Origin of the sequence: Enterococcus sp. SB12 (assembly GCF_030910025.2) — a bacterium.
Taxonomy (GTDB): Bacteria; Bacillota; Bacilli; order Lactobacillales; family Enterococcaceae; genus Enterococcus_B; species Enterococcus_B faecium.
The window spans coordinates 289985-314086 of sequence record NZ_CP175675.1; the positions used below are offsets into that span (position 1 = coordinate 289985).

A 24102-nucleotide genomic window follows, 5' to 3' on the forward strand; every position below is an offset into this window, starting at 1 on the left:
AAATCACCTGTATTTTTTACTGAATTCAAGGTTTCAAAACAACTTTTATATTTTTATCTTCTTTTTTGTCAAAGATTTCATATGCTTGTGCTGCTTCTGATAGTGGCAGCGAATGAGTAATGATTTGTGTGGGATCGAATAGTCCTTCTGCGATCATTTCGTAAATTTTTGGCATTAGATGGATAATTGGTGCCTGTCCATGCTTGACAGCGATATCCCGCATAAAAAATTCTTGCAGCGGGTAAGAAGAAGCTGGAGTCATATAAACACCAGTTACTTGGACTGTTCCAAATTTTTTGACAGCTTGCGATGCCATCTGTAATGGAGAGATTGTGCCGCTTTGTAAGCTTACTAAATTTTTCGCTTTTTCTTTGACAGGCTCTAATCCGTCCATTCCTACACAATCGATAATGACATCTGCGCCACCTTTAGCCAGTTCATACAATTCTGTTCCAGCTTGTGCCGTGTCTTCTAAGAAATAAGTTTCAACCCCATTGTAATTAGCCGCTTTATCTAGACGGTGCTGTACTGGATCTACTGCGATCACGCGCTCTGCTCCAGCCATAACAGCGAATTTTTGAGCGAATAGACCGACTGGACCAGAACCTAGAATCACAACTGTATCGCCTTTTTTTACTCCTGCGTTTTCAACGCTCCAATAAGCTGTGGGCAAAATATCTGATAGAAATAAAACTTTTTCATCAGGAAGAACATTATCTGGTACAACAAATGAAGTAGAGTCTGCATAAGGAACTCTTAGATATTCCGCTTGACCACCCCAATGATTACCGTTCAACTTGCCAAATCCGAAAAGCCCGCCATATAACTGATCTGGATTTGATTCATCGCATTGGCTTTCCATGTGATTCAGGCAGAAATGACAATGACCACAACTAATATTAAAAGGGATAACCACACGTTGCCCTTTTTTCAATGTTTGAACTTGAGATCCCACTTCTTCAACGATTCCCATTGGTTCGTGTCCTACAACATACCCTTTTTCCAAAACTGCTTCACCATGATGGTAAAGATGCAGATCGGAGCCGCAAATGGCTGTTGCTGTGATACGGATGATTGCATCTGTTGGTTCTAATATTTTTGGATCATCTACGTTTCTGATTTCCATTTTCTGTTTTCCTTGCCAAGTGACTGCTTTCATTGGAGATGCTCCTTTCAAATTCATAAAATTGTCTGCATTATTAGTACTACAGATAATTTCATTTTAAAGGAGATCTTACCTTTTTGATAATGAAACGCTTTTTTTCTTAAATGAAACATTCTATAGTCTTATGTATTTGTGTTCGGAGAGGTGTGTTTCCGATTTTTTAGTGTAATGGTAATCATTGAAATAGTTGTATCCGTTAGATGATGTTGGATTGGCAAGAGAGTAAACGTTGAAAAAATGGTTGTTTTCAAAAAGAAACAGACATAAATAAAAAGAGGTTATGACAGAAGGGATCAGTTTCTCGGTATTAAGTCAAATTTAAGCAAAAACGTGAGGAACCATTTTCACAAAATTTTTCTTCATACTCGAAACTAAACGCCTTTTTCATAACTTCTTGGTAAACGGTGTTCAAAAGCTTGCATCTGCGGTAATAAGTCTAACCAAGTCAAAAACATAAGAAGCTGTTTTAGCTTGGCTACTCTTATTACTTGATGCAGGGCAGCTTTTTCATAACCTCTTGGTAAACGGTGTTCAAAAGCTTGCATCTGCGGTAATAAGTCCAACCAAGTCAAAAACATAAGAAGCTGTTTTAGCTTGGGTGTTCTTATTACTTGATGCAGGGCAGCTTTTTCACAACCTCTTGGTTATTCAAACATTTTTTTTGCGGCACGAGCTAGAGTAGGAATATCTTTGTCGTAACGCGGTGTTTTGACAAGACGGGACATAGGGATACCCGCAAAATGGAAAGCAGCGATTTCTCCAGAACGTACAGCACTTTGTTCAGTAAATATCATCTGATAAGGCTGCTCGACAAATTCTCCTGTAAAGGCCAGATTGGTCGAATGTTTAGGAATGACTTTTGGCCGATCGCTTTTGGCACGATTATTGAACAACGCGGAAGCATAAGGCATATAGACAGGGATATTATTTATCACGCTGTCGAAAATTTCTGTTTCTTTTTCACGAATATTCACTGGTCCAGGATCTACTTTTGAAAGTTGTCCGATCAGTTCTTCTAGCATTTCTTTTCCATTCATTTTAATATACTGTTTATCCACAAATTCGCCACGTCGTCTTGGATAAAGGAAATAACCCCAAATAACTGTTTCATTTGATTTCTGAGACGTAAAATGCGGTTGATGATGCACGACGATAGACATATTGACATCTTTTTGGCCTAACGGCGTGATCGGTGTGGTTGAAATAAATGAATTCAAGGCATTTCCTGGTTCTTGAGTCGTGATACGGGTGATTTCATTCAACAACAAATGGTTTTTCGTCGTCAGGGTAAAGCTGACCCATTCGCTTGCATCTCGATCAGCAAAGAATTTGTCAGGATTTCCCAAGTTGTAGAAACGTTCACTGGCTTTTTTCCAGAGACTAGAAGCTGCACCATAATCCATATTTTCTACAGCTGGTGTTTCGTAATCTCCTAAAGTAGCTGAATCTGTAATGGACCCATTAGTGAAAATAACTGCTGTATCTTCATCGACCACAACGTGTTCTTCTTCTTGAGTCAGTGTATTGGTCATTTTCAAACCAGTCACAGTGATTTCATCTTGCATCGGTGTTTCTTTGAATTCCCAGTCAGTGACACGGCGGTTCAAAATGATTTTGCATCCTTGTTCTTTCAAGTACTCGATCAAAGGAAGCATAATACTTTCGTATTGATTGTAACGTGTTCGATTGACGCCCACTAGATGTTCGATTTGAGTGAATTCATAAATCATTTGATGCATATAGCGACGCAATTCTTGAGCAGAACTACGTGTTCTGAAAGCAAATGTTGTTTCCCACATAAACCAGAAGTTTGTTTCAAAAAAGTGTGGATCATCTTTGAAATATTCTTCGATAGTGATATTGTCTAGTTTTTCTTCTTCTGAATCAGGCATAGCAATCAGTTTAGTCAGAAGAATACGGTCTTTATTATTGAATCCCAGTTTTCCGCCATCAATGATTCCTTTGCCACCTTCCATCAAACGTGCTTTGTCAAAGGTTCGGTGTTTTGCATCAAAATCTCTCGTATCTTCTTCAGCAGTCATCCCTGGCTCAGTAACAGAAGGTATTCGACTTAACAGATCCATCAAATCTACATAGGTACGGTAATTAAGCATGCGACCGCCTCGAGCAATATAGCCTTTTTGGTTTTCTAATGGATGGTTTTTATTCCAATATTCATCCACTACAGTGTCGGTCGGTGCACCATCATTTGAACCGTGATCATCCAATGAATAAAAGGTGATCTGATCCCCTTTCCATTTGCCTTCTTGAATCAAATAAACAGCCGCTGCCATATTGGCAATACCGGCACCAATCATTATTGATTTACTTTTTCTCATTGTGATTCCTCCAATGTCTTCCAAGTATGTCCGTAGTGATTCAACGAAATAGGATGCTAGATTGATTCGAATTCATCATATAAATGACTGTCATCTTCGAATAGTCCTGTCTTTTTTCCTAGATATGCAGCGCCAAGGGCAAGCAAACCTAAACCGATGCCGACTTTGATTAATTTTTTACTCATGAAAAACGCCTCCTTGTTTTCTCTTTCTATATCCAAGGATAGTTCGTTTTTATTAGAATGCCAAATGATAGGACGAGAAGAAAAAGGAAATTTTGACAAAAAAGAAGAAGTGTCTGATTTTCCTGTAAATAAAAATAGGGTAGGTAAGAAGAAAAGATTTGAGGAGGTGTATGGTTCTATTTTTAGAAGTTTGGGTACAAAAAAAGCACCGAGACAGTGCTTCTTTGAAAAGCTGATGACGGACTAAGCCTTATTTTAACTTGCTACGTTGTTTTGGATACTTCCACGATTTATGGATGGGGGGAGAAAAATGGGAGAGTGAAAAAGAAAAATTTAAGCGAACCGTTATCATTAGAACAACTTTTAAATAGACGAACAAGGTAACTTTCTTTTACAATAAAAGAATAGGAACAAATTAAAAGAAAGTAGGTAGCGTATATGTTTCGCTCAAATTTAATTGAATTTCTAGAATGGATCATTGCTATTTTAAATATTTGTTCTATCGGTATCTTAATTGTCGGGATCGTTCTTGTTCTATTCAAACTTTTTGATTGGTCTCATGTCAAGAAAAACTATGCAGAACGTAATACTCGTAATGCAGATACAAGAAAACTGCTAGCAAGTTATATTTTGTTAAGCTTGGAAGTACTAGTCGTTGCTGATATCATCGAGTCAGTTATCAAGCCGACTTGGACAGATATTTTGAAGCTTGCACTTATTATTATCATTCGAACAGTCATTTCTTATTTCTTGAATCAGGAAATAGAAGACAAAGAAAAACAAAGAAGAGGAGAGGTAGGATGACGACAGAGTTGATGCAGTTTCTTCTTCCATATTTTGAAAAACTTGTACTGGGACTTGATATCTTTGCTATCTGTTTATTGGTTTGGGGTGTTTGTCTATCAATCAAGGATTTTTTGAAATATTTATTTGTCCATACAAAAGTGCAAAACGACCGAGTCAGCGAGAACAATGCTATTAAAAAGATGTTGGGAGGCTATATACTTCTAAGTTTGGAAATTCTTGTTTCAGCTGGGATCATCGAATCGATTATCAAACCTACCTTGCAGGATATTTTCCAACTAGCGGCGTTGGTAGTTATCCGAACCATCATTTCTTATTTTTTAAATAAAGAGATCGGACCCGTAGATGTCCAAAATAAGTGAGGTTGTGAGCCTGACGTGTATCAAGAGATTGTTACAGAAATGGGCATCTTCAACAAATAAGAGGCTGTGACATGATTTTTGTCACAGCCCCTTATTTGTTTTGCACAGCTGAAATGATAGCTCGATCGATCGTATTGATCGAAATAGGAATAATATTTTCATATTGGACCGCATCTGGTGTATATAATGTACGTTCACATAATACCCGGTTTGAGGACTGCTGCGCATACTTCTTTATATCAGATATACTTGAATAAATTGTTGGTGCAACTTGAAAATCGAAAGTAGTTACAGCTTTCAAGGCTTCCCGATAAATCAGATAATGAACATCCCAATTTGTGACGATATAGATAGTCAGATGTTCTTTTGTCAGACGGAGAATTCCGCTCAATTCGATCACAAAAGCTCGCATGCAATTAGGATTCAACCGTAGATCATAAGGTAACTGGCTGGACCAGCTGGAAAAAATTGTCTGGACTTCTTTATATAAATTTGTCTGTTCCTCATTTAAAAGATAAAATTTTTCTGGCATGAATAATTGATAGTTATCCCAAGCCGAACGCATCAGATGAATCAGCGCACGTTCGAACGGTTGGTTTCCGAATAATTCTTGATTGAAGTGAGATTCAAAGGTAGCAACTAGTTCTTTTATTTCGGGAGTATTGTCAATAAACACTTGGTGTAGCTGTTGAAAGTCTTCCGCAATCAACTGATAAGAATGGAAACCATAATTACAAAGATTGAATAGTGTCAAAATAAAGGCGAATTCTTCTTTTTTATAATAGGTTTGGAAATCAGTGTTTTCCCATGCTGATTCGACATAATTGTAAATAGGACGTTTTTTGATTTCTTCGATAAATTTTGAATCTATTGTCACAGCACACACTTGCTGGCGTAGGAAACTGATAGCAAAACCAATCGATAAGATTTCTTTATTTTCTTTATCATAAAATCTGCCACTATTTTCCGTTACGGATTCAATGAAACGATCGGTACGTTCAAAAAACGATTCAGGTAGCTCCCAAGAATTAAAACCGCCTAAACGATACGACACATTAAGAAGCAGCAGACGTCTTTCCATTTCAGTGAGTCGAGGGGAGTAGCGGTCGATTTCGATCCCGCAGTCATTAAAATAAGCTAATACTTGTTTTTTTAATGAATAAGCTTTGCTGACAGAGATGAATTCACATTCAGTTAATTGAAGATAATCAGGTTCATCTTCTTCCAAATAAAGCAGACAAGTTTTTAAAAACAACGAATTTTGAGACACTTGCTGCATGATCTTGCATCGAGGTATATGTTCTGAAAAATATAAAGTGTAACGGTCCTTTTCCCGATGTGTATAAGCGATCTGTTCTTCAAATTCTTTTTTTATGTTATTGATATCATTGAGCAAAGTGGTTTTGCAAACATGCAGGAGATTGGAGAGCTTTTCTAGATTGACTTCTTTATTTACATAGAATTGCCCACATAAAAACAGCTGTCTTAAAATATTTTTCTCAATATATTCTTCAATCATAGTAGAGCCTCCGCCTTGTATTTTTTTGCACAATACGGGAAATATTATGACATGTTTTCTTTTTGAAATCATCAGTTAATTTCTGAAAAAGCATATAAATGCCGTTAAAAAAAGGTTTTTTATGTTATAAAATTTGGAAAACAGATAATTCTATTAAAAAATAAATTGTGAATTTTTAACAATATAAAAAAATAAAAATATGTTTAGTGAATGAAGGACAGTCATTTTATTTGTTTGTTCGCTTTTTTTAGGTTATCTATTTTAGAACACTGATTTATTGAAAAATTGTTCGTTTTTTTGCGTTTAATTATCAGGAAAATCCGACTTTATTTATTTTTGTTTGTAAAAATCTACGTGGATTTGATGTTATAAAAAAAATTTCTCATTTTTGGCGCTATGGTGAAGAGGTGTTACAGATAAACACATGTATCTGCGAGACATTGACCAACAAAATATGGAGGGAAGAAAAATGAAAGATATGGATATCAAGGCCATCTTTATAGGCGACAAAGCTGAAAATGGACCAGTTTATAAAATGTTGTTGAACAAGATGGTAGATGAACATCTTGGATGGAGAGAAAATTATATTCCTTCAGATATGCCTGCAATTAGCGAAGGAGATAAGCTCACTCCAGATTATCTAGCCACCCGCGACCATATGATAGAGGTCTTGGATGAAGTCAGTCAGCGATTACGCGCAGGATCGATCCCATGGCATTCAGCAGGCCGTTACTGGGGACAAATGAATGCTGAAACATTGATGCCTGCTTTATTAGCTTACAACTATGCGATGCTGTGGAACCCAAATAATGTTGCATTGGAATCTTCTATGGCAACTTCGCAAATGGAAGCAGAAGTAGGACAGGATTTTGCTTCATTATTCAATATGACAGACGGATGGGGACACATTGCAGCAGATGGTTCTATTGCTAATCTTGAAGGATTATGGTACGCCCGCTGCATCAAATCGATTCCTTTAGCTGTCAAGGAAGTGCTGCCTGAAAAAGTGAAAAAAATGTCTGAGTGGGAACTTTTGAATTTATCTGTTGAAGAAATTTTGGAAATGACCGAAAGCTTTACGGACGAAGAAATGGATGAGGTCAAAGCAGCTTCTTCCCGTAGCGGAAAAAATATCCAAAGATTAGGGAAATGGCTGGTCCCTCAAACAAAACACTATTCTTGGATGAAGGCGTTAGATATTTGCGGAGTCGGCTTAGATCAGATGGTTGCTATCCCAGTTCAAGAGGATTATCGAATGGATATTAATGCTCTGGAAAAAACAATTCGTGAATTAGCTGAACAAAAAATCCCAATTCTAGGTGTGGTTGCTGTCGTAGGAACGACAGAAGAAGGTCAAGTAGACAGTGTAGATAAAATCGTCCAATTAAGAGAAAGGTTAAAAGATGAAGGTATCTATTTCTATTTACATGTTGATGCCGCATATGGCGGCTATGCGCGTTCACTGTTTCTAAACGAAGCAGGAGAATTTGTGCCGTATGCTTCCTTAGCTGAATTCTTTGAAGAACATCATGTTTTCCACCACTGCGTAACGATTGACAAAGAGGTATATGAAGGGTTCAGAGCTATTTCAGAAGCGGATTCTGTCACGATAGATCCTCATAAGATGGGCTATGTCCCTTATGCTGCTGGAGGAATCGTAATCAAACATAAAAATATGAGAAATATCATTTCTTATTTCGCGCCATATGTGTTTGAAAAATCAGTAAAGGCTCCAGATATGTTAGGAGCTTATATTTTGGAAGGATCAAAAGCTGGAGCAACCGCCGCCGCAGTCTGGACAGCACATCGTGTATTGCCATTGAATGTGACCGGATACGGTCAATTGATTGGGGCTTCAATCGAGGCAGCTCAAAGATTCAGAGAATTTCTCGATCATCTGACTTTTACTGTTAAAGGAAAAACAATCGAAGTCTATCCATTGAATCATCCTGATTTTAATATGGTCAATTGGGTATTCAAAGAACAAGGCTGTACAGATTTGAACGCTATCAATGAATTAAATGAAAAAATGTTCGATCGGTCTTCTTGTATGGATGGCGATGTTTATGGTGAACGGTTTATTACTTCTCATACTACATTTACACAAGAAGATTACGGTGATTCTCCGATTCGTTTTGTTGAAAGAATGGGTCTAACGAAAGAAGAATGGAAAAAAGAACAGAAAATCACTCTGCTACGTGCGGCTATCATGACTCCTTATTTGAATGATGATCGAATTTTCAATTTTTATACAAAAGAAATCGCCAAAGCAATGGAAAAGAAACTAAACGAAATCATCCAATAGAACTGATTTTTGTGTGAAAGAATAGCAAGAGACATATGGAGAACAGACAATTATTTGCTTCATCAAAACAATTGTATTTCCCCCTGTTTTTCATATATTCCTCGCCAAGATATTCTTTTTTATAAAACGTTCTATAAGTTGGATCGTTCGTTTCATGTATCAAACCCAGTTCACTAAGATCGTTCAATGGATGTTTCGGTGATACTGGGTTTTGTACTGAATCGATGAAACCTTGTCATTTCTGTTCTTGAACAAAAATAAAAGAAAACAAAAACATATGTCGCTATTGAAAGAAGGAATAAAGATGAAAGATACTGGTTCATCAAAGCAAATCACGACCATGACCTTTATCGGAATGACCTGCGCCCTTGTAGCAAGTGTACGAAATATTCCAGATGTAGCAGCAACGAGCTGGACGATGATTTTTTACATGCTGGTTGCAGTATTATTGTACGCTTTTCCAATCTCATTGATCTCTGGTGAATTTGCCGGAATGTTTCCCAAAAAAGGTGGTCCAGAACTTTGGGTATCGAATGCTCTAGGAAAAAAATGGGGGTTCGTTGTCTCATGGCTGTTATGGGTCCAAATGTTTCCTGGGATGGTGATGGTCGCTTCAGCACTTGCTCCGTTGTTTGGTAATATTATCGATAATGTGCCGCTTGGTTTGAACAGCAAATTTACATTAGTTGTTATTTTAGTCGTTTATTGGATCATCACTTTTTTGAATTTGAAATTTGATATGGCAAAAATCGGCGGAAAAGTCGGTGTTTGGTTAGGATTGTACGTGCCTTTGACGATGATGCTCTTATTAGGGTTTGCTGCGTGGATCAAAGTTGGGATCGTACCAACCGGAACATTAGGCAGTTTTTCATGGGACAAATTAATACCAGATACTACGACTGCATCCTCATTTGTTTATTTTGCGCCGATCATGTTTATTTTTACTGGTATCGAAATGTCCTCTGTGTATATCACTCGATTGAAAAATCCAGTTAAAACGTATATTCGCGGAGTATTTGCCGCGTTAATTTTTATATTTTTCGTCAATATTTTGAATGCTTTAGTTGTAGCAAATGTCGTACCAAAAGGACAAATGGAATTGAATAATATCGCGCAATCTATTTCGATTTATTGCCAAATTCTTGGTTTGCCACATCTTATTGTGAATCTGTTTAGTTTACTTGTCTTCATTGGTGTAGCAGTCCAATTATCTGCTTGGGCCTCAGGACCAGCAAAGACAGTGACAGAAAGTGCTAGAAAAGGTGCGTATCCACCAAAATTCAATTTTTGGAAGACGAATCAATTTGACGTATCCAAATCCGTTATTTTGACTCAGTCTGTCATTATCTCAATCTTTGCACTTTTTTATTTGCTGATTCCTGGCGTCAATCAAGCATTTTTGATGCTCGTAAATTCAACTACTGTTATCTACTGTATCGTCTATGTCATCATGGGGATCGCAGTTTTGAGATTGCGTTATACACATGCAAAGTTGAATCGACCATTTAGAATTGGAAAAAAAGAGAAAAAGAGCAATCTTGGAGTTTGGACTGTCGTTATTGTTTTATTTGCGGCAATCGGATTTTCTGTCGGACTGACGATGAAAGCTGGAACATGGATCAATCTAATTGCAGTCACAGCCATCAGTGTCATTTTGTTTGTAGTACCACTCTGTATTGAAAAAATAAAGAAACCTTCTTGGGAACAGGAAGTCGCCATGCTGCTTGAAAAAGAAAAAGGTGAACTTGATGGAAAAACCGGCAATGAAACGGACTCTAACTAATCGAAATATCCAGTTAATCGCATTAGGTGGCGCAATTGGAACAGGATTATTTTTAGGTTCAGCAAAGGCAATTGCATCAGCAGGGCCAGCTGTTATTCTCGTTTATTTGATATGCGGTTTGGCTATTTATAGTTTGATGCGGGCCATGGGTGATTTATTTTTAGCAAATAGTACATTTAACTCTATCAGTGATTTCGTTGACTATTATTTAGGCAAAAAGTGGGCATTTTTTGTCAATTGGACTTATTGGCTTTGCTGGCTTGGAGCTGGACTTGCGGAATTAGCAGCAATAGGATTGTATATCCATTTCTGGTTTGTACATGTACCAGCTTTGATAAGCGGAGGTAGCGCACTAATGATCTTAATGGCAGTCAACCTTGTTGCAGTCAAGTGGTTTGGTGAATTGGAATCTTTTTTCTCAATCATCAAGATCTTGGGGATTTTCCTTTTTATCTTATTGGGTATAGGATTGAGTGTCTCAGATTTTCATACCCAGTCTATCGGAATCAAAGAAAATTTTGGACAGATCGATGAATTACTACCGTTTGGCTTTGCTGGAATGGTAGTCTCATTTCCTATGGTTTTATTCAGTTTTGCTGGAATTGAAATGATCGGCTTAACCGTTGGCGAGACAAGTGATCCGCAAAAGAATTTGAAAAAAGCAATCAACTGTCTGCCTTGGCGTATTCTCTTTTTCTATATAGGAACGATTTTGTCGATTTTATTTGTTGTTCCATAGCATTGTTTAGATTTAAAAGAAAGTCCTTTAGTGACTATGCTGCAAATGATCCATTGCCAAGGCGGAGCAGCAATTGTCAATCTAATGATTTTGGTTGCTTCTTTGTCCTCAGCAAATAGTGCAGTCTACAGTACTAGCAGGATTTTATATCAAACAGCAAAAGAGAAAAGTTTGCCCCATTGGTTTTGTGCGCTTTCTAAGAAAGGCGTACCTTTACACGGTATTTTAATTACAGGAATGTTATTTTTTGCCGGTCTTTGTCTACATTTTTTTGTAGCTGATAGTCGATTGTTTTTTCAGCTTTTGGCAGGCATGACAACGAGTTGTTTTCTATTTGTGTGGTCTTCGATCTTGTGTGCACATGTTCAATTTATTAAAGAAAAGAAACGGAACACTACACAAAGATATAAAGATCTTGCTTTGTTGGTGTTTTTTACTTCAATTGCTTTCAGCTTGTTATTCGAAAGCACGACACGCTTTATTCCTTTTTTATTGGTTATCTGGTTTGTATTCTTAAATTTTGTATATAAAAGAATAAGCAATAGAAATATCAGTTAGGCCCAGATACATTCTGCAAAACGAATTATTTCAGCCCCCCCTGAAATAATCGATACGCCTGAAAAAACTTCCCTGCGTATAATAACAGTATCAATTAAACAGGAGGGGATAGGATGAACTGGTACAGATTGACGGTAGAAGATGTATTGAAAAACTATCAAACATCAACAGAAGGCTTGTCGCAAGAAGAACGACAGAAACGCCTAACTGATCAAGGATATAATGAAATAAAAGCAAGGCAGCAGACAAAACGATGGAAAAAAATAGCAAAGCACTTTACTGATCTGCTAATGATCGTGTTGATCATTGCCTCTTTTTTGAAATTTGCTTCTAGTGAATATATTGAAGGAAGTATTATTTTATTCGTAGTGATCGTCAATGGACTCGTTAGTTACTGGCAAGAAAGAAAAGCGGAAGAATCATTGAATGGTTTGAAGCAGCTGATGGGACAAGAAGCGATAGTACTATCAAACGGGATGCAAGAAAAAATCCCTGCGAAAGAACTGGTAAAAGGAGATGTCATTGTCTTACGTGCCGGAGATGTCGTTCCAGCAGATATCCGATTAATCGAAGCACATGATTTATTAGTGGAAGAATCGATTTTGACGGGAGAATCAGAAGCATCTGAAAAAAGTCATGCCGTTTTGACAGAAGAAGAATCGATCGGCGACCAGAAAAATATGGCTTTTTCAGGAACGCTTGTACAATCTGGTTCTGCAGTCGGTGTCGTTGTAGAAACAGGAAACACGACAGAAATCGGTAAAATCAATCAAGCATTGCAATCGGTCGAACAACAAACGACGCCTCTGATTAAGAAAATCAACCGATTAAACAAACAAATTTTTCAAGGCATTCTTTGTTTGAGCCTATTCTTAGTTATTTTTACGACATTTCGATATGGTATGGATTGGCATATCCTTCTTTCGGCTATGATTGCTTTGGTGGTGTCAATGGTACCCGAAGGATTGCCAGCTGTTTTGACCATGATCCTATCCGTTGGAGTACATGAAATGGCAAAAGAAAAGGCGATCATCAAAGGACTTCCTTCGGTAGAAACATTAGGTTCTATGACAGTGATCTGTTCAGATAAGACAGGAACATTGACAAAAAATGAAATGACAGTTGTGGATGTAGCTGCAAAAGAAGAAGCCTGCGTGTTGTCCATTATGAAAAACTGTCAGGAATTAAAAACAAAAGAAGAACAGAAAACAGAAAATTTAAGTGGTAATCCGACAGAAGTTGCGCTGATTCGACACACAGAAACAGCCAAACTGCCTTTGAAAAAAATAGAAGCAAAGATTCCGTTCAGTTCTGAATACAAATATATGGCAACGATGCATGCGGAGGAAAAAGGAGCGGTGATTTACGTCAAAGGTGCATCAGAAGTATTATTTGCTAAATCAACTCTTTCTTCTGCAGAACAAGAAGCATGGAGTCAGACAGCTGCAGAATTTGCGAGAAAAGGTCAGCGTGTTTTAGGATTTGCTTATAAAAAAGTAGATTCGAAACAGGAACTCACGCATGAGACTTTAACCCAATTAACTTTTGCAGGGATCGCCGGATTGATCGATCCGCCAAAAGAAAGTGCAGTCAAAGCTGTAAAGGAATGTCAACAAGCAGGGATCTCAGTGAAAATGATTACAGGGGATCACAAAGACACAGCAAAAGCGATTGGGGAACAAATTGGCTTAAAACATACTGCCAAAGTTTTAGAAGGGATCGATTTGGATCTTATGTCTGATGAAGAGTTGATTCAGCAAGTGCCAATAGTCGATGTCTTTGCTCGAACGACGCCAGAACATAAACTGCGAATTGTTAAAGCTTTGCAGAAAAATGGATAAATCGTTGGAATGACCGGAGACGGCGTAAATGATGCACCTGCTTTGAAAAGATCCGATGTAGGAATTGCTATGGGAATCAAAGGTAGTGAAGTAAGCAAACAGGCAGCTGATATGGTTTTAGGAGATGATAATTTCCATACGATTGCAAAAGCCGTAAAAGAGGGCCGGCGGATTTTGGATAATTTGCAAAAAACCATCAATTTCTTCTTGCCAACTGCATTAGCTCAAGGATTGATCTTGATTTGGGCGCTTATGCTGAATCGCCCGCTACCTTTGTTCCCAGTACAGATTTTATGGGTCAATATGGTAACGACAATCACTTTATCTTATGCACTAGGGTTCGAGTCGCCAGATCCAGAAATCATGAAGCGCCCACCAAGAGATCCAAAGCAAGGAATCCTATCTGGTTATCATTTGTTTCGGATCATCTATGTCTCCCTACTGATCATGGTTCCTGCCTATTTATTGGCTATGCAGTTTGAAGGGCAAAGCTTACAGCAAACCATTCTTCTACAAAATATCGTCTTAGCTCAAGCTGTTTACATGATCAATTGCAGAGAGTTGTCCAAGCCGTCATTGAACCAGGGTCTTTTGCAAAACAAAGCGCTTTTTCTTTCATTAGGTATCCTTGCTTTATTGCAAGGGATGGTTATTTTTCTACCAGTCGGCCAGCAGCTGATCGGTACAGTAAGTTTAACGATGACACAACAGTTATTGATTGGAGCAAATGTGATTCTTCTATTCTTAGTTGTAGAAATAGAAAAAGGGATCATGAATAAACTGTTTCGCAAAAAAGAAAAAACAGCTAGAGAATACAGTCGCTAGCCGTTACTATAAAAAAGTTTTGAAAGTGAGTTCAGTCAAACGATTGAGCTCATTTTTCGTAGGAATAGAAGAAATGTATACGATAGGGATATCTAGAGAATCCAGCGGGAAATTGGAAATCAAGATATCTGTTTTTTCGAAAGAAATAGTGGAAAGATCGGTTAGTTCGATAGGTAAGAAGCAGACACGTTTTCCCAGGTAATCTTTTAATTCCTGCTGCAAGAATGCCTTCCATGAAGGTTCTCCTTGGAAAATAAAATAGACATTGAACAAATTCGGTTTGATAGAAAAAATCGTTTGTTGGATCAGTAAAGATAAGAGTTGAAGGAAGAAATTCGGTTCATTGATTTCCATTTCTTTTTTTAGATCGTTCAGTAAATTCTCTTTCTGTTGAGACAAATGTGCATATTGCTGATCATATGTTTCTAAAAAACAATGGTATTGACGGTCCAATGCTTCAATCAATATCGGCGATTCATGATATTTTAATACGAGAAGAGCCAAGTTATCAGTTAGAGATGTTTTTTTTAGTTGATCAAGAGACAGCTCTGAAGCTAGTTCCTCTACAAACGTTTCGAGGCGTTCGAAAAATGGAGAATGATGCAGGCAGCAAGCGGTTTCTTGTCCATAGTTATTGTTGTAATTCCAACTTTCCAGAAAGCAGAAAGAAGCAAAAGAAAGCTCAGTGTCTTTGAGATAAATACCTTCCGTTAAATACAATTTTTTCAATGCAGAGTCATACAGGGAGGAGAGTGTACTGTTGATATGGATAGAAGAATCTAATCGGCAATTCGCTTTTATACGGATCGTATTGATAAAGAACCAACATGTTCCAAAAATCTCTTCTGTTTCAACCGCTAGCTCCGTTCGATTTATTGTTTTTAAAAATTGAAAATAATGGGATTCATGAATCGAATAATCTTCGAAAAAATAGTTGTTATGAGTAAAAGGAATCAGCAGTCGATGATAGAAAGTGCGAATCGCACGCTCTTTCCCAAGAATAGAAGCGGTATATTTCGTCAAATCGATCTGCAAGTCGTAACTTGCTAAACGCTGATTGATTTTAGTCACATGTCTTTTCAATGTCCCATAAGAAAGCCCATGGTCGGCTAGAAAATCAGGGACAGCAACTTTTTTTGTAAAAAGCAGACTTTTCAATAGTTCGACACTGACTGATTGTTTGAAAAAAATCTCCCAAAGGTCATTTGCTAATAAATTTTGCTGGTTTTGCAAACTAATCCCTGCTTGATCGCTAATGATGTCCCAGCCTTCAGGCAGTTGAGAGCGAATAGATTGAAGGTCAGAATAAATCGTTCGTTCGGTTGTCCCTATGATTTCAGCTAATTCATTTACGGTTATCTTTGTATGATTCAGCAATTGTTCTACTAAAGAAACATGACGTCGAATATCTTTTTCGGTAATGATTTTTTTCATTAGTGAATACATCAATCAGACTCCCTTCTATTCTAAGAATACGGAGAAAATAAACGGTGGTCAAGTTTCAACTGATTTTTCAATCATTGTTTATTTTTCTGGAGCATTTACTGATGATAAGAATTTCATCATGAACTTGAAAAATGATACCACTAAAATCAAAAAATAGGTGGGCAAACAATAATCAACATTTTAATAGTAGATGATAGCAAGACCAACACAGGCGGATTGAACATTTAAGAGTTGATAAAAAAGAAAAATATCGAAGTATTTGATTAGCAGCTACTTGTATTCATTTTTCTATTCTTACGTGGTATCTTTGAATAAAGCGAATCAATAAGAAAGAGATGGAAGCAGATGCTAACGAAAAAAGAACTAATCGATCACATCAATGAAACATACAATTTGTCTCCAGAATATATTTTTAAAAAATTTCCTGATTATTGCGTATTCAGACATCAAAAAAGCAAAAAATGGTTTGGGGTCCTGATGTCTGTTCCAGGAGAAAAAATCTATGATGATGCAAGTGACCATAGGATCATCAATATTCTTGATTTGAAGGTCGATCCTGAACTTGGCGGAATTTTGCGAGGAAAAGAGGGGTATTTTCCAGCCTATCACATGAATAAAGAACATTGGATCTCTATTGATCTACGTAAAATAGAAAAGCTAGATGAACTAGCAGATTTGATTGATGGAAGTTTTAAATCAACGCAATGAATGTCTAGGACAATAGAGAAGAGATTGTGACAGAAATGTTTAGCTTCAAGAAATAAGAAGGAATTTACGAAAATTGCTTCTCAAATTTTTGGGAAATTTCGGCTTATTTTCTAAGAAATTACTTCTGGAACACCGTTTGTTCGAAAAAAGAGCTGCGACAAGAATTTTGTCCCAGCTCTTTTTTTTTTATTTTCCTAAATAAAATTCCCGCATCGTTTTTGCAATCATTTTGATCAAAGGATGATCTTCTGTGAAGCTAGAAGATAAATAAATTGTTCGTGTCAAGGGCAAATCTTTGATTTCCCGCAAGACGAAAGGATCATTTTTATCGTAAGACCAAGAAACTTTTGGGAAAAAGCTAACAGCTAATCCTTGCTTGACAATAGAACGTAATGTCGCAGGATCATCTGTCGTCGAACTGATCGTCAATTCGATACTTTTCGCTTCAAGTGCTGCATCCAGTGTATGACGGAAGGCGTTGCTCTTTGACAGCATCAAGATGGGGGTGCGCTGGATATCTTCTAATTGCAGATGTTCTTTTTTCGCAAGAGGATGTTTCTTAGGAATGGCGACATAAACAGGTTCTTTCATGATAGGAATATTGGTCATGCCAGGCTTCATCTCCGAAGTGATGTACAGTACAGGATCGGTAATATCATCTGGTAAATGATGTTGCATGATCGTTAATTGGATATCAGGATGCTTTTCCATAAAAATTCGGACTAAGTTCGGAATAGAAACAGAAGCTACCTCTAAATACAATATGACGGAAGTAACGATCTTCTCATTGACCGAAGACAATAATTGATTCCTTCTTCTAATGTGTCTAATGTCTTGACTGCATATGGATAAAATTCTTCTGCATAAACGGTCGTCTCAATGTTTCTGCCGCTATGGTAAAACAAAGGGACACCTAATTCGTTTTCCAAATGTTTGATCGCACGGCTCAAGGCAGGTTGAGAAATAAATAATTCTTTGGCTGCTTGGGTAACATTTTTTGTTTCGAATACTTTTTTAAAATACTGCAGATGAAGCAATTTCATAATTATCCATCCCATCCATACCTTTTTGTTATGGTTTTTTCTTTTTTTGGCATTTTTTATTATAGCAGAAATTGACTAAGATAGCAGTGGAAAAAGTAAGTGCTGAGGAGGCGAGGCTCATGAGTACAGGTTTCTTATTTCCTGGACAAGGCAGTCAGAAGTTAGGGATGTTAGCGGATATCCCTGAAATGTACATGGAACGTTTAGAAAATGTGACGGGGTATCGGTTAGTCGATAAAGAAGAAAACTATCAAGATACGGTTTTTATCCAGCTAGCATTACTGACAAAAGCAGTATTTTATTTAGATGAAATGGAAAAAAACGGTATTCAGCCTGATATTGCAGCAGGACATTCGATCGGTGCTTTTTGTGCAGCTGTTGCTTGTCGATCTTTGACATTTGAGAATGCAGCGGAACTAGTCTATCACCGCGCAGTCTTGATGAAAGAAGCATATCCAAGCGGTTATGCAATGGGCGTAGTAGTAGGTGTGACGAGAAGCGAAGCAGAGGAAATGGTAGCCAAAACATTTGATCCTGACCATCCAGTTTATCTGTCAAATGAAAATTGTCCGATGCAACATACGTTATCTGGGAGTATCGAAGGTTTATCCGTTACGTTGGCAGAAGCCAAACGGCACCAAGCGCAAACAGCGAAGCTGCTGAAAGTCCCTGTGCCATCTCACTGTCTCTTGATGAATGATACGGTCAAGAAATTCAAGCCGTATATGCAGTCTGTCCATCTATCTGATGCCAGATGTTTGTATATAAAAAATACGGATGGAAGAGCCACTCAGGACGCAGAAGAGATTCGTAAAGATTTGTTGGAAAATCTAGCTTTCCCTGTGCAGTGGAACCAAATGATGGACTTGGCAAAAGAATTAGGAATGGATCTGACGATTGAATTTCCCCCCGGCAATACTTTGACAAAGCTGATTCATACAAAATTTGGTGTAGATAAAGGGATCCGTACGATCAATCTAGACCAACATGGTATTGATGACGCCACGTTTCTATATCAAAAATGGAGATGACTAATTATGGAAAAACCAAACCGCAACTGGGCTTCTAAACGCGAAAAAAAAGCGCAGCGATTGGAAAAAATCAGCAACTTGCTCAATGGCAAGTATGTAGAAACTGAAAAAATCGTAGAAGTAATGGAAAAACTGATTGCTCCCGGCGACAAAGTTGTATTAGAAGGCGACAATCAAAAACAAGCAAGTTTTCTTTCAGAAAGTCTTGAAAAAGTAGATGCAGAAAAAGTGAATGATCTGCATTTGATCATGTCTAGTATCTCACGACCAGAACATTTGAATATTTTTGAAAAAGGAATCGCAAGCAAGATCGATTTCTCTTATGCAGGTGCACAAAGCTTGCGTGTCGCCCAAATGATTGAAGACGGCACAATGAAATTAGGTGATATCCATACTTATTTGGAACTTTATGGACGCTTATTCATCGATTTGATACCAAACGTTGTCTTAGTAGTTGCAGATAAAGCAGATAAAGACGGCAACTTGTATACAGGTTTCAATACGGAAGAAACACCAACAATCGTCGAAGCTGCAGCTTTCAAAGATGGCATCGTGATCGTTCAAGTCAATGAAGTTGTCGATTCTTTACCACGTGTAGATATCCCTGGTGACTGGGTAGACGTTGTCGTGAAAGCAGATGAACCTTATCAATTAGAAGCTTTATTCACACGAGATCCTCAAAACATCACAGAATTGCAAATCCTAATGGCAATGATGGCAATCAAAGGAATCTACGCAGAGCACGGCGTACAATCTTTGAATCACGGTATTGGATTTAATACAGCAGCTATCGAATTATTACTGCCAACTTATGGTGAATCACTAGGGTTAAAAAGGAAAATCGCGAAGAACTGGGTATTGAACCCACATCCAACGATGATTCCAGCAATCGAATCAGGTTGGGTTGAAAGTATCCATAGTTTCGGTGGTGAAGTCGGTATGGAAAAATATATTGCTGCTCGCCCAGATGTCTTTTTCGTCGGTAAAGACGGCACGATGCGCAGTAACCGAACATTATCACAAGCAGCTGGACAATATGCAATCGATATGTTTATCGGTTCAACCTTGCAATTAGATTACGAAGGAAATTCTTCTACCGTAACAAAAGGACGTTTATCTGGTTTTGGTGGAGCGCCTAACATGGGACATAATCCTGGCGGTCGTCGTCATTCTACACCAGCATGGCAATCACTTCGCGACAATGATGATCCATTAGGTAAAGGACAAAAATTAGTTGTTCAAATGGTTGAAACATATGGTTCAAATAAAAAACCAGTCTTTGTCGAAGAATTAGATGCATTAGCTGTTCAAAAACAGGCAGGCTTAGCCAATGCACCAGTGATGATCTATAGCGAAGATACTACCCATATCGTGACAGAAGAAGGAATTGCTTATTTGTACAAAGCAAAAACAAAAGAAGAACGTCAAGCAGCAATTGCAGCAATTGGCGGTGTTACACCTCTTGGAATGACTAGCACGAAAGAATCACTAGATAGCTTGCGTGAAGCCGGCATCGTGAAATTACCAGAAGATCTAGGTATCAAACGCAGTGAAGCGAAACGTTCATTATTAGCTGCACAAACAATCGATGATTTGATCGAATGGTCAGATGGCCTGTATGAACCACCAATGAAATTCAGAACTTGGTCATAAAATTGGCGAGAAAAACCTTTTGTCGCCATTTACCCAGATGGAAGAAGAAAGACGAATAAGCAGAACGTGTATGCTCTGTTTTACAAAAAGGGGAGAGATCCATGGAACAATTAGCTTATAAATATCCAACGAAACAGCCGATCAATAAGAAAATCCATGTAGGAGTGGTCGGTTCAGGAGATTTGGAAATCTTGATGTTTCCAACAGAAAAAACAGAATCTACTGTAAAAATTTGTACAGGAAGCGATGGCTTCGGCGAAGTATGGAACAATGTATTAACGAGATTTTTTGATCGTTATCCAATTTCAGCAGATATCGTGATCAATGACTTCGGTGCTACACCAGGAGTTGTGTACCTACGATTGACGCAAGCAATGGAGGAACTTTCAGATGAAAAATAGTTTTGTAGAATTAAACGCCAGAGAACGAGTGAACGCTCTACTTGACAATGGACGTGAATTGATTGATCCATTCGATCAAATCATCGCGCCAAGTTTGCCAGCACAAGGAATCGTCCCTGAAAGTGATGACGGGATCGTTGTCAGCCGTGGCACGATCAATGGCAAACAAGCAGTAGCAATCGCTATGGAAGGAAAATTCCAAGGTGGCGGTATCGGTGAAGTTTCCGGTGCAAAAATCGTTGCTGCACTTGAACATGTGTTAGAAGAAAATAAAAAAGGAAATGAGATCTTTCCAGTCATTGTACTAGATACAGGTGGTGTTCGTTTGCAAGAAGCAAACTACGGACTGTTATCTATTTCAGAAATCGGAAATGTAATCATTGCTCTAAAACAATATGTACCAGTCATCGGTTTGATTCCAGGACGTGTAGGATCATTTGGCGGTATGTCGATTACTTCAGCATTAATGAGTTATTTAATCGCAACAAAAAAAGCGAGAGTCGGTTTGAATGGACCAGAAGTTATTGAACAAGAAGCAGGCGTTCGAGAACTTGATTCTAGTGACAAAGACTTGATTTGGAATACATTAGGATCTCGTCAACAGGTAGAGTCAAAAATCATTGATGAATTAGTGACTGATAGTGTAGAAGCAATCAAAGCTGCTGTCATCGCAGCAATGGACGAACGAAAAGACACGCATCGCAGTGAAAGCTCAGCATTTTATTTATCATTACTTGATTCTTTAGATCTTTCAAAACCAATGGCCATTGACGATTACAATGAAGCAATTGCTAACCATCAAGCAAAATCAATTGACTTACCAGAAGTAGCAGAAGGAAATGAACCAGCTGCAGCAAGTGTTGGTTACGATTGGTTTGCGGCACTAACTGGCATGAAAAATCCAACTTCTTCTATTAGTACTGTGTATTATGGTAAATCAAGTAAATTCATAGAAGAAACCATCGTGACATCAATCGTACCTGATCCTAAAAACCCGATGTACCGTGTACGAAACGGTGAAGTTGGTTTAGTTGAAGGTTTCCGCATGGGACAAATTTTGGATCACGTTTACGAAGAAGATAAAGATAAAAAAGTGAAACGGCCAATCATCGTTGTGATCGATGTACCAAGCCAAGCATACGGCTATAACGAAGAATTAATCGGTATCCATGTGGCTTTGGCTAATAGTGCTGCTGCTTATGCAAAACTCCGTCAAGCTGGACATCCAGTTATTGGATTGATTGCAGGAAATGCTATTTCAGGTGCATTTTTAGCACATGGATTACAATCAAGCCGCTTGATTGCTTTAAACAATAAAGAAATTACCGTCCAAGCGATGTCTAAAGAAAGTGCTGCACGTGTGACAAAACGTTCGGTTGCTGAAATCGAAGCAGCTGCTGAAAAAGTTCCAGCTATCGCTTACGATATCAATAATTATACAAAACTAGGAGCGATCTATCATTTCCTAGAAGATATCACCGACCAAGCTGCTTCAGAACAAAATGTCAGCAAAGTCATCGAAGCAATCAATGAAGCCATTCAAGATGTCCGCAATACAAATGACACGATGCTGACAAATCGATACACAAACGAAACAGCCAAAACATTCGGACGTGTCGAAACAAATAAAGTCCGTGCCAAAATGGACGAAGAATGGGATGCATAAAAAATGATTCAAGCACATGATATTGTCCTTTTTGATAAACATGAAATAGAAGGGTTCACCTTGCCTGAATGGGTCGTTCTAACTGAAAAGATGTTCGGAACAGTTCGTCGTGCGTCGACGGATCACGCAGAAATACTACCGATTGGTTTACGTGGACCTGCCCGCAATCAGAGATGGGCAACAGAAATCTCAAAACATGCCGTCAAACAAGTCATTCATCCGTGGGACATCATCGAACAAGAATCGTATAGACAAGAGAAAATCATGGATTATCCTGTTTATCAGCAATTTCATGCTGCTAGAAACATATTATCAGGATGTAAATGGGGAATCGGCGGCCGCTTAGGATTTGAATTATCGACTGGGATTCCGGCAGTAAAAGAAACCAGTGATTTTGATTTGCTACTGTACGCAAATTCACCGATTGAATTGCCAATTCAGGTAATTCAATCGCATCCTGCTTTTTTTGAGCAATTCGATACCCAAGTAGTGACTCGGCAAGGCGGTTTTTCACTAAAAGAGTATTTGAGAGAGCCAGAGAAAAAAATTCTATTGAAAACAGTCGAAGGACCTAAATTAACTAAAGAACTTTGGTAATAAAGAAAAAGAGAGAGAAAGAGATGTTTGAAAACAAAAAAATCAAAATCAACGTAAGTGACTTCCAGAAAGTATCAGCTGTAAAGGCTGTTATGATGCAAACGATATTGAGCTTTGCTTTGGCAAACAGCCACAGCGCAACAAATACAGCTTTTCTTGGTACCTTTTACGTCATCGTTAAATACACAGCACCAATGTTTATTTTTGCAATTGTTTATAATATGGTAAAAACAAGCCAGCATTTGTCTTATTGGGAATTTTTGAAAGAAAAGTTTTTTGAACTAGTCGTTCCGTATCTTCTATGGACGACGGCTTATCTTTGGCTATTTCCAGCAGTCCAACAACAAACTCCGTATACGATACTGCAAGCTTTTTACTGAAATATGTCACAGGTGATGGAGCGCCTCATTTATGGTATACCGTTATGATGCTGCAGATCCAATTGTTCATGCCGTTTTTTGTTTGGCTCGGTTACAAAGTATTTGCTAATAAAAAATATGTATGGCCAGTATTGATTGGTTCAACGATTTTATATGTCGCATGGTATCTGTTCTATCAAACACAAGTATTGACTGGGCCTTATCATGACAGCTGGTACTTGTTAGATCGGTTTGTTGCTAGTTTCATGATTTACGGGATTTATGGGGTAGCCGCATTTGTTTATCATGAAAAAGTTTATCAATATTTGGACAGAGTACGTTATCTTTTCTTACCTGTTGCCTTAGTTATCGCGTTCTTTTCTGTCCGTTCATTGCTCGCACATCCAGGAGACTTGAGCTTTGCGAATGCGCCTTACTTGAATACGATCCAAAGTTTATACAGTTTAGTCATCATCTTTGCTGTCTTCATAGGCGCTTCCAAAATGATTGTAAACGATTCGCCAAAATTGCCATTGTTCAAATGGTTGTCTGTTTATGCTTATCGTACGTATTTAGCCAATGTATTTGTTTTCCAAGTACTGTTATTATTGTTTAAAGATAGTTGGCTGCAGTTACCTTCAGGAGTCATGATTCTTGTAGCTTATCTAATGACGGCAAGTTGTGCATTTGCTTTAAGCTGGTTACTTCATATCATTTGGGTAGCTATCAAAAAAGGTTTCAGCAAGTAATAGTAGGAAGAAGGAGTGAGTGTC

The 24102-nt window shown here is 38.0% G+C and carries 18 protein-coding genes and 4 pseudogenes; 15 read left to right on the forward strand and 7 right to left on the reverse strand.

Annotated elements, in window-relative coordinates; genetic code table 11:
- Window positions 1-25: 25 nt before the first annotated feature.
- From RBL01_RS01415 to RBL01_RS01430, 4 genes are all read right to left on the reverse strand, one after another.
- Window positions 26-1159 carry an alcohol dehydrogenase catalytic domain-containing protein gene (locus tag RBL01_RS01415; protein ID WP_002319497.1) on the reverse strand — a complete coding sequence of 378 codons (1134 nt, stop codon included), beginning with the start codon at window positions 1157-1159 and terminating at the stop codon, window positions 26-28.
- 377 nt (window positions 1160-1536) lie between these two features.
- Entirely contained in the window at window positions 1537-1710 is a 174-nt protein-coding gene (locus RBL01_RS01420) for a hypothetical protein (protein WP_002319498.1), read from the reverse strand.
- A 99-nt stretch (window positions 1711-1809) separates the two neighbouring features.
- Window positions 1810-3504 (reverse strand): oleate hydratase, encoded by a 1695-nt coding sequence (locus tag RBL01_RS01425; RefSeq protein ID WP_002319499.1) that lies wholly within the window; start codon window positions 3502-3504, stop codon window positions 1810-1812.
- A gap of 56 nt (window positions 3505-3560) precedes the next feature.
- Window positions 3561-3689 (reverse strand): hypothetical protein, encoded by a 129-nt coding sequence (locus tag RBL01_RS01430; protein ID WP_002287569.1) that lies wholly within the window; start codon window positions 3687-3689, stop codon window positions 3561-3563.
- Here RBL01_RS01430 and RBL01_RS01435 point away from each other — a divergent pair.
- From RBL01_RS01435 to RBL01_RS01445, 3 genes are all read left to right on the forward strand, one after another.
- Window positions 3688-3936, forward strand: coding sequence for a hypothetical protein (locus RBL01_RS01435; RefSeq protein WP_025477869.1), 249 nt, complete (start codon window positions 3688-3690; stop codon window positions 3934-3936). The two genes, RBL01_RS01430 and RBL01_RS01435, sit on opposite strands and share 2 nt — an antisense overlap.
- 191 nt (window positions 3937-4127) lie before the next feature.
- Window positions 4128-4493: a DUF1622 domain-containing protein gene (locus RBL01_RS01440; RefSeq protein WP_002287567.1), complete on the forward strand. Its 366-nt coding sequence runs from the start codon at window positions 4128-4130 to the stop codon at window positions 4491-4493.
- Entirely contained in the window at window positions 4490-4855 is a 366-nt protein-coding gene (locus RBL01_RS01445; protein ID WP_002307868.1) for a DUF1622 domain-containing protein, read from the forward strand. The genes RBL01_RS01440 and RBL01_RS01445 overlap by 4 nt, the downstream gene beginning before the upstream one ends.
- A gap of 91 nt (window positions 4856-4946) precedes the next feature.
- Here the strand turns inward: RBL01_RS01445 and RBL01_RS01450 are convergent, their stop codons facing one another.
- A complete protein-coding gene (locus RBL01_RS01450) occupies window positions 4947-6374 on the reverse strand; it encodes a helix-turn-helix domain-containing protein (RefSeq protein ID WP_038809123.1) in 1428 nt (475 codons plus the stop codon).
- A gap of 469 nt (window positions 6375-6843) precedes the next feature.
- Between RBL01_RS01450 and tdc the strand changes: the two genes are divergently transcribed.
- The 4 genes and pseudogenes from tdc (at window position 6844) to RBL01_RS01470 (ending at window position 14425) form a co-directional block, all read left to right on the forward strand.
- Window positions 6844-8679 carry a tyrosine decarboxylase gene (tdc, locus tag RBL01_RS01455; RefSeq protein WP_307780866.1) on the forward strand — a complete coding sequence of 612 codons (1836 nt, stop codon included), beginning with the start codon at window positions 6844-6846 and terminating at the stop codon, window positions 8677-8679.
- A gap of 304 nt (window positions 8680-8983) precedes the next feature.
- The gene (locus tag RBL01_RS01460; protein ID WP_002319503.1) at window positions 8984-10462 is read left to right on the forward strand and encodes an amino acid permease; all 1479 of its coding nucleotides are present in this window, start codon (window positions 8984-8986) and stop codon (window positions 10460-10462) included.
- Window positions 10428-11759, forward strand: a pseudogene (locus tag RBL01_RS01465) (amino acid permease). Before RBL01_RS01460 ends, RBL01_RS01465 begins: the two are co-directional and overlap by 35 nt.
- 113 nt (window positions 11760-11872) lie before the next feature.
- Window positions 11873-14425: pseudogene (locus tag RBL01_RS01470) on the forward strand (HAD-IC family P-type ATPase).
- A 6-nt stretch (window positions 14426-14431) separates the two neighbouring features.
- Here the strand turns inward: RBL01_RS01470 and RBL01_RS01475 are convergent.
- Window positions 14432-15871, reverse strand: coding sequence for a helix-turn-helix domain-containing protein (locus tag RBL01_RS01475; protein WP_002319507.1), 1440 nt, complete (start codon window positions 15869-15871; stop codon window positions 14432-14434).
- Here RBL01_RS01475 and RBL01_RS01480 point away from each other — a divergent pair.
- Together RBL01_RS01480 and RBL01_RS01485 are read left to right on the forward strand one after the other, a co-directional pair.
- A complete protein-coding gene (locus RBL01_RS01480) occupies window positions 15846-16028 on the forward strand; it encodes a hypothetical protein (RefSeq protein WP_002294711.1) in 183 nt (60 codons plus the stop codon). The genes RBL01_RS01475 and RBL01_RS01480 overlap by 26 nt on opposite strands.
- 188 nt (window positions 16029-16216) lie before the next feature.
- Entirely contained in the window at window positions 16217-16579 is a 363-nt protein-coding gene (locus tag RBL01_RS01485) for an MmcQ/YjbR family DNA-binding protein (protein ID WP_002319508.1), read from the forward strand.
- Between the two features lie 186 nt (window positions 16580-16765).
- On the opposite strand, the pseudogene RBL01_RS01490 reads toward RBL01_RS01485, so the two are convergent.
- Window positions 16766-17622: pseudogene (locus RBL01_RS01490) on the reverse strand (LysR family transcriptional regulator).
- Window positions 17623-17741: 119 nt separating this feature from the next.
- Between RBL01_RS01490 and RBL01_RS01495 the strand changes: the two are divergent.
- The 6 genes and pseudogenes from RBL01_RS01495 (at window position 17742) to RBL01_RS01520 (ending at window position 24078) form a co-directional block, all read left to right on the forward strand.
- Window positions 17742-18653, forward strand: coding sequence for an ACP S-malonyltransferase (locus RBL01_RS01495; protein ID WP_002319511.1), 912 nt, complete (start codon window positions 17742-17744; stop codon window positions 18651-18653).
- A gap of 6 nt (window positions 18654-18659) precedes the next feature.
- The gene (gene mdcA / locus RBL01_RS01500) at window positions 18660-20306 is read left to right on the forward strand and encodes a malonate decarboxylase subunit alpha (protein ID WP_002319512.1); all 1647 of its coding nucleotides are present in this window, start codon (window positions 18660-18662) and stop codon (window positions 20304-20306) included.
- 101 nt (window positions 20307-20407) lie between these two features.
- On the forward strand, window positions 20408-20707 hold the full coding sequence (locus RBL01_RS01505) for a malonate decarboxylase subunit delta (protein WP_002287548.1): 300 nt from the start codon (window positions 20408-20410) through the stop codon (window positions 20705-20707).
- Window positions 20697-22373 carry a biotin-independent malonate decarboxylase subunit beta gene (mdcD, locus tag RBL01_RS01510; RefSeq protein WP_307780865.1) on the forward strand — a complete coding sequence of 559 codons (1677 nt, stop codon included), beginning with the start codon at window positions 20697-20699 and terminating at the stop codon, window positions 22371-22373. Before RBL01_RS01505 ends, mdcD begins: the two co-directional genes overlap by 11 nt.
- Window positions 22374-22376: 3 nt before the next feature.
- Complete coding sequence (locus RBL01_RS01515; RefSeq protein ID WP_002319515.1) at window positions 22377-22970, forward strand: malonate decarboxylase holo-ACP synthase; 594 nt, start codon at window positions 22377-22379, stop codon at window positions 22968-22970.
- 23 nt (window positions 22971-22993) lie between these two features.
- A pseudogene (locus tag RBL01_RS01520) lies at window positions 22994-24078 on the forward strand (acyltransferase family protein).
- Window positions 24079-24102 lie beyond the last annotated feature (24 nt).